A 13399-nucleotide genomic window follows, 5' to 3' on the forward strand; every position below is an offset into this window, starting at 1 on the left:
TATATTTCAAATAGGACAAGTGATGGCTTGGCTTAATCAATACGACCACTTTGTGCCAGAAGAGCATCTTGCATCAGTCGTTGGTATTGCAGCAGAAATGGGAAAGCACGATTCAGGATTTCATTCTCATGATAGAGGGCAGTTATTATTTACGCAGTCAGGATGTATGCGAATTACTTTGGCCTCCCGCGTTTCTGTATTACCTCCCATGAGGATTGCGTGGATCCCCCCAAGAGTTGAGCATCGAGTCGAAATGTATGCCTCTGTTGGATATCGTTCAGTTTATATTAGTGAAGAATTTCATGATAATTTTCCAATTGAGAGTGAAATATTAACAATTTCACCTCTTTTACGAGAAATATTAGAGCGAATTTCCATTGCTGATTTTGATACTCAATGGGAAGAAGGGCGCTACGCTAATTTATTGGCAGTTTTCTTTGATGAAATCACTCAGGCACCGCGACAACCCAATCATTTATTTATGCCTAAAGATAGACGGCTAAGTCGTTTATCCTTTGATGATTTACCGCCAGCATTACAAGAAATGGCAAAGTTCGTAGGGGCGAGTGAAAAAACGATCACACGCTTATTTTACAAAGAAACAGGGCTGAGCTATCAACAATGGCGCCAACAATGGCGGTTAATGAAAGCCATTGAGTTGTTAGCTACCCATCATCGCTATATTGATATTAGCCAGATATTAGGATTTGCCAGTGATAGTGCCTTTATTACCTTTTTTAAAAAAATGACAGGGCAAACTCCGCAAGAATATTTAAAAAGCTGATTAGATTTTGTTGATAATTTTAAAACATAAAGCCCCGATTTAAACGGGGCTTAGCAAGATAAATAATTAATAAAACTCAATTATTTCTTTTTAATTTCACTTTTGAAATCGCGCTCATCATAACCAGTATAAAGCTGACGAGGACGCGCAATTTTCAGACCATCTTCGTGCATTTCATTCCAGTGAGCAATCCAACCAATTGTACGTGCAATAGCAAAAATAACCGTAAACATATTGGATGGGATACCTAACGCTTTAAGGATAATACCAGAGTAGAAGTCAACGTTAGGGTACAGTTTTTTCTCAATAAAATACGGGTCGTTTAGGGCAATACGTTCTAATTCCATTGCCACTTCAAGTAAGCTGTCATTGAGGTTTAATTCTTTTAACACTTCATGACAGGTTTCACGCATTACTGTTGCACGAGGATCGTAGTTTTTGTAAACACGGTGACCAAAGCCCATTAAACGGAAGGAGTCATTTTTATCTTTTGCACGTTTAATAAATTCAGGAATGTGTTCAACCGTTTTGATCTCTTCCAGCATACGCAGACAAGCTTCGTTAGCACCACCGTGAGCTGGCCCCCAAAGTGACGCGATCCCTGCTGCGATACAGGCAAATGGGTTTGCACCAGAAGAGCCCGCAGTACGTACAGTCGAGGTTGATGCATTTTGCTCGTGATCTGCGTGAAGGATGAAAATTCTATCCATTGCACGTTCAAGTACTGGATTAACAACATACTCTTCGCATGGTGTTGCAAACATCATATGCAAGAAGTTACCTGCATAGGAGAGGTCATTTTTTGGATAAACAAAAGGTTGGCCAATCGAGTATTTGTAACACATCGCTGCCACTGTTGGCATTTTTGATAGTAGGCGATAAGCCGTGATATCACGGTGAACTGGATTACTGACATCCAATGCATCGTGATAGAACGCAGCTAAAGCCCCTGTAACACCACACAGTACGGCCATTGGGTGTGAGTCACGACGGAACCCATTGAACAGTCGGGTGATTTGTTCATGGATCATGGTGTGACGAGTTACTGTGGTTTTAAATTTATCGTATTGCTCCTGTGTCGGTGCTTCACCGTACAGCAGGATATAACAGACTTCCAAGTATGTTGATTCAGTCGCTAATTGCCCGATAGGGAAACCACGGTGAAGTAAGATACCGTTATCACCATCAATAAAAGTGATTTTTGACTCACAAGAGGCGGTTGAGGTAAAGCCGGGATCATAGGTGTAATAACCTTTGGAGCCGAGAGTACGAATATCAATAACTTTGGAACCGAGTGTAGGGGATAGAACGTCCAAGTCTACAGATGTTTCAGCAATCGTTAGCTTAGCTTTGTTATCAGCCATTTATAATCTCCTTAGCGCTTATATGTCTCCTAACAATATCGAGGGTATCTTCATAAAGATGCACTTCGATAGTGAAACTATAGTTGATGTAAGGTACCCAGCCGAGTTTTATTTAGTGCCCGTAATGTCTAGGTCTATAGTGTGTCACTTATGTTAAGGAGCTTTTGATGTTATGTTTTTTAGGTGCTTTTTTATGCAATGCACTTAGAATTAGTACTGCTATCACTTTTACATAAGTTTGAGGTTTCTGGAAGCGTGTTTGCGCACAAAAAAAACATAAACATTAAAATAATGCAGTGAATGTAATAAAAATGTTGTGTATGTGTCAAAAATGATAATCATTTTTGCATCGGATGTATTAAATAGTGATCCCTCTCACTGTTCGAGGCAAATGTCGGGCACACAAGTTGTGTGGTAATTGTAATAATTTTGTGAAGCACTTATACTGCGCGCAGGTCTCCGGAACCGTTGTTGTATGGAGAACCAGCGTAACGAATCCACACTTTTTGTAAAATAGACGGATTTAACATTTTACTTAAAATGTGCCTTTGTACCCCATTCGCTGTTTGATTTCCATCCAGGTCCGGAGGAAGGAAAAATTATAAAAGCTGTGTGGGCATAAATTGTGAAAAAACAAAGACCTGTCAATCTGGATTTACAGACGATACAGTTTCCACTCCCTGCTATCGCATCGATCTTACATCGTGTCTCTGGGGTTATCATGTTAGTCGCAGTTGGCATCTTACTGTGGTTACTTGGCACCTCTCTCTCCTCTCCTGAAGGTTTTCAGCAAGCTGCTGAAATTATGACTGGCTTCTTCGCGAAATTTATTTTGTGGGGCATCCTAACGGCATTGGCATATCACATTTGTGGTGGTATTCGTCATATGTTAATGGACTTCGGCTTTATTGATGAAACCTTGATTGTAGGTCGCAACTCAGCGGCTGCATCAATGGTTATTACAGTTATTTTATCAATATTGGCGGGGGTATTAGTATGGTAAGTAATTCTTCTACTTTAGGCCGTACTGGCATACAGGATTGGTTATTCCTTCGTGCCTCAGCCATTATTATCGTTTTATATGTTCTTTATCTTGTGGGATTTATTGCTACAACAGAAATAACCTATGAGGTATGGCGTGGGTTCTTTAGCTCATCCTTAACCAAAGTGTTCACCATCTTGACCCTGCTTTCTATTCTTATTCACGCGTGGATCGGAATGTGGCAAGTGTTAACGGACTATATTAAACCGCTGGCATTACGCCTGACTTTACAACTGATTATTGTTGTTGCGCTGTTGGTTTATCTTATTTATGGAACAATTGTGGTGTGGGGTGTGTAATGAATCTGCCAGTAAGAGAGTTTGATGCCGTTGTTATTGGTGCAGGTGGTGCTGGTATGCGTGCCGCTTTACAGATTTCTCAAATGGGTCTGTCTTGTGCACTGATTTCTAAAGTTTTTCCTACTCGTTCTCATACTGTTTCCGCTCAAGGTGGTATTACAGTTGCACTGGGTAATACCCATGAGGATAACTGGGAATGGCACATGTACGATACGGTAAAAGGTTCCGACTATATTGGTGACCAAGACGCTATCGAATATATGTGTAAAACCGGCCCTGAAGCAATTTTAGAGCTAGAACATATGGGACTCCCATTTTCTCGCCTAGATGATGGTCGTATTTATCAGCGTCCATTTGGTGGTCAGTCAAAAAACTTTGGTGGTGAACAAGCTGCACGTACAGCTGCTGCTGCTGACCGTACTGGGCACGCATTGTTGCATACCCTTTATCAGCAAAATTTAAAAAATCACACAACCATCTTTTCAGAGTGGTATTCACTGGATTTAGTGAAAAACCAAGATGGCGATATCGTTGGTTGTACTGCAATTTGCATCGAAACGGGTGAAGTCGTTTATTTCAAAGCAAACGCTACGATTTTAGCTACTGGCGGTGCAGGTCGTATTTACCAGTCAACCACAAATGCGCATATCAACACAGGTGATGGTGTGGGTATGGCTGTTCGCGCAGGTGTTCCTCTGCAAGATATGGAAATGTGGCAATTCCACCCAACGGGTATTGCGGGTGCGGGCGTATTAGTGACTGAAGGTTGTCGTGGTGAAGGCGGATATCTGTTAAATAAAGACGGTGAACGCTTTATGGAACGTTACGCACCGAACGCCAAAGACCTTGCCGGCCGCGATGTGGTTGCGCGTTCTATTATGATCGAAATTCGTGAAGGTCGTGGTTGTGATGGTCCTTGGGGGCCTCATGCGAAATTAAAACTCGATCATTTGGGTAAAGAAGTTCTTGAATCTCGTTTACCAGGTATTCTTGATCTTTCTCGTACTTTCGCACACGTTGACCCAGTTAAAGAACCAATTCCTGTTATACCTACTTGTCACTATATGATGGGGGGTATTCCAACAAAAGTAACGGGTCAAGCTATTCGTGTGAACGAGAAGGGCGAAGATGTCGTTATTCCTGGATTGTTCGCAGTAGGTGAAATTGCTTGTGTATCTGTTCATGGTGCAAACCGCTTAGGTGGTAACTCACTGTTAGACCTCGTTGTATTTGGTCGTTCAGCAGGAGTTCACTTAAAAGAGTCACTGATGGAACAAGGTACAATGCGTGATGCGAGCGATTCTGATGTTGAAGCCGCATTAACTCGCTTAAATCGCTGGGAAAACAACCGCTCTGGTGAAGATCCAGTTGAAATCCGTAAAGCGCTGCAATCTTGTATGCAACATAACTTCTCGGTATTCCGTGAAGGCGATGCAATGGCAAAAGGCTTAGAAGAACTGAAAGTTATTCGTGAGCGCTTACAAAATGCACGACTGGATGATAATTCAAGTGAATTTAATACACAGCGTATTGAATGCTTAGAATTAGATAACCTGATGGAAACTGCTTATGCCACTGCGGTATCTGCAAACTTCCGTACAGAAAGCCGTGGAGCTCATAGCCGTTTCGATTTCCCAGAACGTGATGATGCGAACTGGTTATGCCATACATTATATCAACCGCAAACCGAAACAATGACACGACGTGAAGTCAATATGCAGCCAAAACTGCGTGAAGCCTTCCCACCAAAAGTGCGTACATATTAATTAGCGGTGTTATTGAAGTTGCGGAGACTTAAATATGAAACTTGAATTTTCGATTTATCGTTACAATCCCGACGTTGATAATGCGCCGCATATGCAAGATTACACCCTCGAAGTTCCTGAAGGGCGTGACATGATGCTGTTGGATGCATTAATTCAATTAAAGGAAAAAGATCCTACCTTATCGTTCCGTCGCTCTTGTCGTGAAGGTGTTTGCGGCTCTGATGGCGTGAACATGAATGGTAAAAATGGTTTGGCTTGTATCACACCTATTTCATCTTTACAGAAAGGAAGTAAGAAAATTGTGATCAGACCGTTACCCGGTTTACCAGTAATTCGTGATTTAATAGTGGATATGACTCAGTTCTATACACAGTATGAGAAAATTCGCCCGTATTTAATTAATAATGGCAAAAATCCTCCTGCTCGTGAGAACTTACAGTCACCAGAACAGCGTGAAAAGCTTGATGGACTTTATGATTGTATCCTTTGTGCTTGTTGTTCAACCTCTTGCCCGTCATTCTGGTGGAATCCAGATAAGTTTATCGGACCTGCTGGATTGTTAGCGGCTTATCGTTTCTTGATTGATAGTCGTGATACAGAAACTGAATCTCGTCTTGATGATCTTAACGATGCGTTCAGTGTGTTCCGTTGTCATGGCATCATGAACTGTGTCAGCGTATGTCCTAAAGGACTTAATCCAACAAAAGCGATTGGTCATATTAAGTCAATGTTGTTAAAACGTAGTGCATAAAATAATAACCGCCCTAAAATAGTTAGGGCGGTTAATGGAAAAACTAAATTAGACGTTTGCGGTAAAAATAGTAAGGCACCTTTAAACACTGAAGACAGTGCTTAAAGGTTCCTTGAGAGCTAAAGCTCCATATTTAAAGAACCTGCGAGATAGCGGGTCATAAGAGAACCTTGCAATCGACACCGTTTAATCACGGTATTAGTTATCCACGGCGAACTAAAGCTGTATAGCTTAAGGGATCATAATGCAGAACGGCGCAATGAAGGACTGGCTAGAATCAACTTTTCTAGCAGGAGAGAATCAGTCTTACATAGAAGATATCTATGAAGATTACCTAACTGACCCAAACTCTGTTGACGAAAGTTGGAGAGAGATTTTTCAACAACTGCCCGCAAGTCAAGGCATAGAACAGTCGCATTCTCAAACCCGCGACTACTTCAGACGCCTCGCAAAAGAATCCACTCGATATCATACCTCGGTAAGCGATCCGGCAATGGACTCAAAACAAGTTAAAGTTTTGCAGCTCATCAATGCCTTCCGTTTTCGTGGTCACCAAAACGCTAATCTCGACCCACTTGGTTTATGGAAACAAGAATCTGTTCCAGATTTAGATCCCGCTTTCCATAATCTAACTAAAGAAGACTTTGAAGAAACTTTCAACGTCGGTTCTTTTGCTATCGGCAAAGAAACGATGAAATTAGGTGATTTATATGAAGCACTGAAACGCATTTACTGTGGTTCAATCGGTGCTGAATATATGCATATCACTAATACTGAAGAAAAACGCTGGCTACAACAACGTTTAGAATCAGTGAATGTTGCAGACCAATTCACTAAAGAAGAAAAGTTACGCTTCCTGACAGAGCTAACAGCAGCTGAAGGTTTAGAGCGCTATTTAGGTGCGAAATTCCCAGGTGCAAAACGCTTCTCTTTAGAAGGTGGTGATGCATTAGTTCCGATGTTAAAAGATTTAATTCGCCATGCAGGCAAACAAGACACTCGTGAAGTGGTTCTTGGTATGGCGCACCGTGGACGTTTAAACGTTCTGGTTAATATCCTAGGTAAAAAACCGGCTGATTTATTTGATGAATTTGCGGGTATTCATAAAGAGCATTTGGGAACAGGTGATGTTAAATATCACCAAGGTTTCTCGTCTGATTTTGCGACTGAAGGAGCGCAAGTTCACCTTGCATTAGCCTTTAACCCGTCTCACTTAGAGATTGTTAGCCCTGTTGTTATCGGTTCTGTTCGTGCTCGTCGTGATCGTTTAGATGAAGCGCGTAGCAATATGGTTCTTCCTATCACTATTCATGGTGATGCTGCTGTGACTGGTCAAGGTGTTGTGCAAGAAACCCTGAACATGTCTCAAGCGCGTGGCTATGAAGTAGGCGGTACAGTTCGTATTGTTATCAATAACCAAGTTGGTTTTACGACTTCAAATCCAAAAGATGCCCGTTCAACACAATACTGTACTGATATTGTGAAAATGGTTCAGGCACCAATTTTCCACGTTAATGCAGATGATCCTGAAGCAGTCGCTTTTGTAACTCGCTTAGCATTGGATTTCCGTAATACCTTTAAACGCGATGTGATGATTGATCTCGTTTGTTACCGTCGTCATGGTCACAACGAAGCTGATGAGCCAAATGCGACTCAGCCTCTGATGTATCAAAAAATCAAAAAACATCCAACTCCACGTAAAATTTATGCGGATAAACTGGTTGCACAATCATTGCTTGATGCCAATGATGTGACTGAACTGGTTAATCTCTATCGCGATGCGCTGGATCGTGGTGATTGTGTTGTTGAAGAATACCGCCCAATGGGTCTGCATTCTTACACATGGGAACCGTATTTAAATCACGAATGGAATGAAGAGTATCCACATAAAGTAGAGAAAACGCGTTTACAAGATTTAGCGCGCCGTGTGAGTACCGTTCCTTCAGAAATCGTGATGCAGTCTCGTGTTGAGAAAATTTATGCTGACCGTGCTGTTATGGCAGAAGGTGAGAAACTACTCGACTGGGGTGCAGCAGAAACATTAGCGTATGCGACTTTAGTTGACCAAGGTATCACCATTCGTCTTTCTGGTGAAGATGCGGGACGTGGTACATTCTTCCATCGTCATGCCGTTATTCATAATCAAACAAATGGCTCTGTTTATGTACCATTAGCTAATGTTCATAATGCTCAAGGACAATTTAATGTCTGGGACTCTGTATTAACAGAAGAAGCAGTACTTGCATTTGAATATGGTTATGCCACAACGGAACCTCGTGGTTTAACGATTTGGGAAGCACAATTTGGTGACTTCGCAAACGTTGCTCAAGTGGTTATCGACCAATTTATTAGCTCTGGTGAGCAAAAATGGGGTCGTATGTGTGGTTTAGTCATGCTGTTACCACATGGTTATGAAGGCCAAGGCCCTGAGCACTCCTCTGCACGTTTAGAACGTTATCTGCAACTGTGTGCAGAACAAAATATGCAGGTTTGTGTGCCATCAACTCCGGCTCAGGTTTACCATATGTTACGCCGTCAAGCGTTACGTGGTATGCGTCGCCCACTTATCGTAATGTCACCAAAATCACTGTTACGTCATCCATTAGCGGTTTCTGCATTGGATGAATTAGCAAATGGTAAATTCTTACCTGTCATTGGTGAAATTGATGATTTAAAACCTGCTGATGTGAAACGTGTTGTGATGTGTTCCGGTAAGGTTTACTACGATTTATTAGAACAGCGTCGTGCTAATGAGCAAAACAACGTTGCCATTATTCGTATTGAACAACTGTATCCATTCCCTCACGAAGATATTGCGCAAATTCTCGCACCTTATGCTCATGTAAAAGAGTTTATTTGGTGTCAAGAAGAGCCTCTGAATCAAGGTGCTTGGTACTGTAGTCAGCATAACTTCCGTGATGCTATTCCTACAGGCGCAACATTACGTTATGCAGGACGTCCTGCATCAGCCTCTCCAGCAGTTGGTTATACCTCTGTTCATCAGGAGCAACAAAAAGCTCTGGTTGAAGATGCACTGAAAGTTGAATAAATAAGGATAGAAAATGAGTAGTGTAGATATTCTAGTACCGGATCTCCCTGAATCAGTTGCTGACGCATCAGTCGCAACTTGGCATAAAAAACCTGGTGATAGCATTCAACGCGATGAAGTGCTGGTTGAAATCGAAACAGATAAAGTTGTTTTAGAAGTCCCTGCAAGTGAAGCAGGTGTTTTAGAAAGTATTCTTGAAGAAGAAGGCGCTACTGTTGGTTCACGCCAATTACTAGGCCGTATTCGTTTAGGTGATAGCACTGGCATTCCTGCTGATGTGAAACCTGCTCAAGATAGCACTCCAGCACAGCGTCAAAGTGCTGATATTGCTGAAAAAGGCAATAATGATGCCTTAAGTCCAACAGCGCGTCGCTTAGTGGCTGAACATGATATTAACCCTGCTGATGTGAAAGGTAGTGGTGTGGGTGGACGTTTAACTCGCCAAGATATCGAAGGTCATGTTGCGAATAAATCAACGGCACAACCGGTAGCAGAAGTTCCTCAAGCACTGTTATCTCACCGTAGCGAAAAACGTGTACCAATGACACGTTTACGTAAACGTGTAGCAGAGCGCTTGTTAGAAGCGAAAAATACCACTGCAATGTTGACAACGTTTAACGAAATCAACATGCAACCAATCAAAGATTTGCGTGCCCAGTATGGTGAAGCATTCGAAAAACGCCACGGTGTACGTTTAGGCTTTATGTCTTTCTATATTAAAGCGGTTGTTGAAGCACTGAAACGCTATCCAGAAGTCAATGCTTCTATCGATGGTACTGATGTGGTTTATCACAACTACTTCGATATCAGTATTGCAGTATCAACACCGCGTGGTCTGGTAACACCAGTATTACGTGATGCGGATGCAATGAGCATGGCGGATATTGAGAAAAACATCAAAGCGTTAGCGGTAAAAGGCCGTGACGGTAAGTTAACTGTTGAAGACTTAACAGGTGGTAACTTCACTATCACAAATGGCGGTGTTTTCGGTTCATTAATGTCAACTCCAATTATCAACCCACCACAAAGTGCCATTTTAGGGATGCATGCAATTAAAGATCGCCCAATGGCAGTAGATGGTCAGGTTGTTATTCTACCAATGATGTATCTGGCTCTGTCTTATGACCACCGTTTAATTGATGGTCGTGAGTCTGTCGGTTTCTTAGTAACCGTTAAAGAGATGCTAGAAGATCCAGCTCGTTTATTACTGGATGTATAGGTAATAAATATCGCTTTTAGGCAGGAGATGCTCCTCCTGCCTACTTAGCAACAGACACAAGCATCAAAGAAGTACAGTGTGTTCGTGAAGCCAGATTTCTCTGGCTTATAGTCAAAAAAATAAGAAAGCCCGACTTTCAACAAGATTATGGATAGAACATCATGAATTTACACGAGTATCAGGCAAAACAGCTTTTCACACGGTATGGATTACCAGCACCTGCTGGTTTCGCCTGCTCCACGCCGCGCGAGGCAGAAGAAGCTGCATCAAAAATCGGTCAGGGCCCTTGGGTCGTGAAATGTCAGGTTCACGCGGGTGGACGTGGTAAAGCGGGCGGCGTAAAAGTCGTTAAATCTAAAGAAGAGATCCGCGCATTTGCTGAACAATGGTTAGGCAAACGTTTAGTCACTTATCAAACAGACGCTAATGGTCAGCCTGTTACACAGATTTTAGTTGAAGCTGCAACTGATATTGCTAAAGAGCTTTATCTTGGAGCGGTTGTTGACCGTGGTACCCGTCGCGTTGTCTTTATGGCCTCAACAGAAGGCGGCGTTGAAATTGAGAAAGTGGCAGAAGAAACGCCAGAACTTATTCATCGCGCCATTATTGATCCACTGACAGGCCCTATGCCTTATCAGGGAAGAGAATTAGCATTTAAACTGGGTTTAAAAGGCAAGCAAGTTAGTCAATTTGCTAAAATCTTTATGGGATTAGCCTCTATTTTCTTAGAGCGCGACCTTGCTTTAATCGAAATTAACCCACTGGTTATTACTAAAGAAGACGATCTGATTTGTCTTGATGGTAAATTAGGTGTAGATAGCAACGCGTTGTATCGTCAACCAGAAATGCGTGAAATGCACGATCCTTCACAAGAAGATCCTCGTGAAGCACAAGCTGCACAATGGGAACTGAACTACGTTGCATTAGATGGCAACATTGGCTGTATGGTCAATGGTGCTGGTTTAGCGATGGGGACAATGGATATCGTTAAACTCCACGGTGGCGAGCCTGCAAACTTCCTCGATGTAGGTGGTGGTGCAACAAAAGAGCGCGTAACTGAAGCATTTAAGATTATTTTGTCAGATGAAAATGTCAGTGCTGTATTAGTCAACATTTTCGGCGGTATTGTTCGTTGTGACTTAATCGCAGACGGTATTATTGGCGCAGTTGAAGAAGTTGGCGTTAATGTTCCTGTGGTTGTTCGTCTTGAAGGAAACAATGCAGAGTTAGGCACCAAGAAATTAGCGGATAGTGGATTAAATATTATCGCTGCTAAAAGCTTAACTGATGCCGCGAAACAAGTTGTTGCAGCAGCGGAGGCAAAATAATGTCTATTTTAATCGATAAGAATACCAAAGTAATTTGCCAAGGCTTCACGGGTAGCCAAGGAACATTCCACTCTGAGCAAGCTATTGCTTATGGTACGCAAATGGTCGGTGGTGTAACACCAGGTAAAGGCGGTACTACGCACTTAGGTTTACCTGTATTTAATACAGTACGTGAAGCTGTTGAAGCAACAGGTGCAACTGCGACAGTTATCTATGTACCCGCACCATTTTGTAAAGATTCAATCTTAGAAGCGATTGATGCAGGCATCAAACTAATTATCACTATTACTGAAGGTATTCCTACGCTGGATATGCTGACTGTAAAAGTTAAATTAGATGAAGCTGGCGTACGTATGATTGGCCCTAACTGCCCGGGTGTTATCACACCAGGTGAATGTAAGATTGGTATTATGCCAGGACACATCCACTTACTAGGCAAAGTAGGTATTGTATCTCGCTCAGGTACATTAACTTATGAAGCGGTTAAGCAAACAACGGACGTTGGCTTAGGCCAATCAACTTGTGTTGGTATTGGTGGTGACCCAATTCCGGGTTCTAACTTTATTGATATTCTGAAGCTATTCCAAGAAGATCCACAAACTGAAGCGATTGTGATGATCGGTGAAATTGGGGGCACCGCAGAAGAAGAAGCTGCTGCTTATATCAAAGATCACGTCACTAAGCCGGTTGTTGGCTATATCGCTGGTGTAACAGCGCCTAAAGGTAAACGTATGGGACATGCTGGTGCCATTATTGCTGGTGGTAAAGGCACCGCGGACGAGAAATTTGCTGCCCTAGAAGCTGCTGGTGTTAAAACAGTTCGTAGCTTAGCGGATATCGGCGAAGCAATTAAATCACTGATCAAGTAAGTAACAATTCTGTTAATAATTTCAGATTGATACTATTTTAAATGCCAGTTTTCTAAAAAGAAGCTGGCATTTTTTATTTCTAGTTTCATTTAATAGTCATACCAATAGCTGATATTGTAATTAACACATCAATATCCTACCTAAATTTACGCTAATAAATTGTTTTATATTGTTTTTTTATTAAATTGATCTGTATTCAAAACATCATTTTTCTATTTATTTACTTTCTTGTAGAGCCTAAAAATAATGATATAAACCATAAATAAGTCTCCTGAATTGTTAAAAATAATATTTTAAATACGTGTTTTGAGTGAAAAAGAGTGTCGTTAGAAAAAATGAACACTTGTTTCATGTTGTTTTCAATATAGATGTTTCTATAAATATCGTAATAACTAGCTTTAATTTTATACAAGGATCATGCTGTAAGACTGATTTTTGCTAAGAAAATAGACTTTTAAACATGTTAATGAATGCGTGGGGAAGAGGGGAAGGTAAGCTCTTTGATAGGAAAAAATACCTTTTTATTATGATAAAACATCAAAATGACGATTAAAGATGAATTATGACCTTCTTACCGTTATAAAAATTGATAATAAGACGTTCGTGAGGATCTCGAAAAGCACCCCATTTAGATAAGAGAATATAGTAAAAGAGTTTTTGTGTTTTTGCTCATTCCATTCAATAAATAACTTATTTTTATTGGATATCTAATTGATTTTTATTGATATTTATTTTTATTGATAATAACGGATTCGTGCTTTATCAATTAAATACACATTTATTGCACTTCGTTTATTTAGAATAAAAAAGAAACTAAAAAAGAAATAACATTAGGAATGGATAATCAAGATCAGATTTTTTATATATCTTTATTAGATAAAATAATTAAGAGTATTTTTTTATATTTACATTTTTGTAAATTTCAACT

The 13399-nt window shown here is 41.0% G+C and carries 10 protein-coding genes; 9 read left to right on the forward strand and 1 reads right to left on the reverse strand.

Annotation, left to right across the window (positions count from 1 at the left end; all coding sequences use genetic code 11):
- Nucleotides 1–22 precede the first annotated feature (22 nt).
- Nucleotides 23–784 (forward strand): AraC family transcriptional regulator, encoded by a 762-nt coding sequence (locus JEP36_RS10685; RefSeq protein ID WP_109373948.1) that lies wholly within the window; start codon nt 23–25, stop codon nt 782–784.
- Nucleotides 785–864: 80 nt separating this feature from the next.
- Here JEP36_RS10685 and JEP36_RS10690 read toward each other — a convergent pair whose 3' ends face one another.
- The gene (locus JEP36_RS10690) at nt 865–2148 is read right to left on the reverse strand and encodes a citrate synthase (protein WP_100159450.1); all 1284 of its coding nucleotides are present in this window, start codon (nt 2146–2148) and stop codon (nt 865–867) included.
- A 622-nt stretch (nt 2149–2770) separates the two neighbouring features.
- On the opposite strand from JEP36_RS10690, the gene sdhC reads away from it, so the two are divergent.
- From sdhC to sucD, 8 genes are all read left to right on the forward strand, one after another.
- Complete coding sequence (sdhC, locus tag JEP36_RS10695; RefSeq protein WP_129586864.1) at nt 2771–3151, forward strand: succinate dehydrogenase cytochrome b556 subunit; 381 nt, start codon at nt 2771–2773, stop codon at nt 3149–3151.
- Entirely contained in the window at nt 3145–3489 is a 345-nt protein-coding gene (sdhD, locus tag JEP36_RS10700) for a succinate dehydrogenase membrane anchor subunit (RefSeq protein WP_006537664.1), read from the forward strand. Before sdhC ends, sdhD begins: the two co-directional genes overlap by 7 nt.
- On the forward strand, nt 3489–5255 hold the full coding sequence (gene sdhA, locus JEP36_RS10705) for a succinate dehydrogenase flavoprotein subunit (protein ID WP_023581183.1): 1767 nt from the start codon (nt 3489–3491) through the stop codon (nt 5253–5255). Before sdhD ends, sdhA begins: the two co-directional genes overlap by 1 nt.
- 34 nt (nt 5256–5289) lie before the next feature.
- Nucleotides 5290–6006, forward strand: coding sequence for a succinate dehydrogenase iron-sulfur subunit (locus tag JEP36_RS10710; RefSeq protein ID WP_006537662.1), 717 nt, complete (start codon nt 5290–5292; stop codon nt 6004–6006).
- 244 nt (nt 6007–6250) lie between these two features.
- Complete coding sequence (gene sucA / locus JEP36_RS10715) at nt 6251–9055, forward strand: 2-oxoglutarate dehydrogenase E1 component (RefSeq protein ID WP_109373950.1); 2805 nt, start codon at nt 6251–6253, stop codon at nt 9053–9055.
- A 13-nt stretch (nt 9056–9068) separates the two neighbouring features.
- Nucleotides 9069–10274 carry a 2-oxoglutarate dehydrogenase complex dihydrolipoyllysine-residue succinyltransferase gene (gene odhB / locus JEP36_RS10720; RefSeq protein WP_023581185.1) on the forward strand — a complete coding sequence of 402 codons (1206 nt, stop codon included), beginning with the start codon at nt 9069–9071 and terminating at the stop codon, nt 10272–10274.
- Nucleotides 10275–10435: 161 nt separating this feature from the next.
- Nucleotides 10436–11602: an ADP-forming succinate--CoA ligase subunit beta gene (sucC, locus tag JEP36_RS10725; protein ID WP_075671649.1), complete on the forward strand. Its 1167-nt coding sequence runs from the start codon at nt 10436–10438 to the stop codon at nt 11600–11602.
- A complete protein-coding gene (sucD, locus tag JEP36_RS10730; protein ID WP_198630184.1) occupies nt 11602–12471 on the forward strand; it encodes a succinate--CoA ligase subunit alpha in 870 nt (289 codons plus the stop codon). Before sucC ends, sucD begins: the two co-directional genes overlap by 1 nt.
- The last annotated feature ends 928 nt before the right edge of the window (nt 12472–13399 follow it).

The organism is Proteus sp. PR00208, from assembly GCF_016238545.1.
In the GTDB taxonomy this organism is placed as follows: Bacteria; Pseudomonadota; Gammaproteobacteria; order Enterobacterales; family Enterobacteriaceae; genus Proteus.

Coding starts and splice junctions, on each gene's coding strand:
- sucA (WP_109373950.1), top strand. CDS start 6,251: ATGCAGAACGGCGCAATGAAGGACTGGCTAGAATCAACTTTTCTAGCA.
- odhB (WP_023581185.1), top strand. CDS start 9,069: ATGAGTAGTGTAGATATTCTAGTACCGGATCTCCCTGAATCAGTTGCT.
- sdhD (WP_006537664.1), top strand. CDS start 3,145: ATGGTAAGTAATTCTTCTACTTTAGGCCGTACTGGCATACAGGATTGG.
- sucD (WP_198630184.1), top strand. CDS start 11,602: ATGTCTATTTTAATCGATAAGAATACCAAAGTAATTTGCCAAGGCTTC.
- JEP36_RS10710 (WP_006537662.1), top strand. CDS start 5,290: ATGAAACTTGAATTTTCGATTTATCGTTACAATCCCGACGTTGATAAT.
- sucC (WP_075671649.1), top strand. CDS start 10,436: ATGAATTTACACGAGTATCAGGCAAAACAGCTTTTCACACGGTATGGA.
- JEP36_RS10685 (WP_109373948.1), top strand. CDS start 23: ATGGCTTGGCTTAATCAATACGACCACTTTGTGCCAGAAGAGCATCTT.
- sdhA (WP_023581183.1), top strand. CDS start 3,489: ATGAATCTGCCAGTAAGAGAGTTTGATGCCGTTGTTATTGGTGCAGGT.
- JEP36_RS10690 (WP_100159450.1), bottom strand. CDS start 2,148: ATGGCTGATAACAAAGCTAAGCTAACGATTGCTGAAACATCTGTAGAC.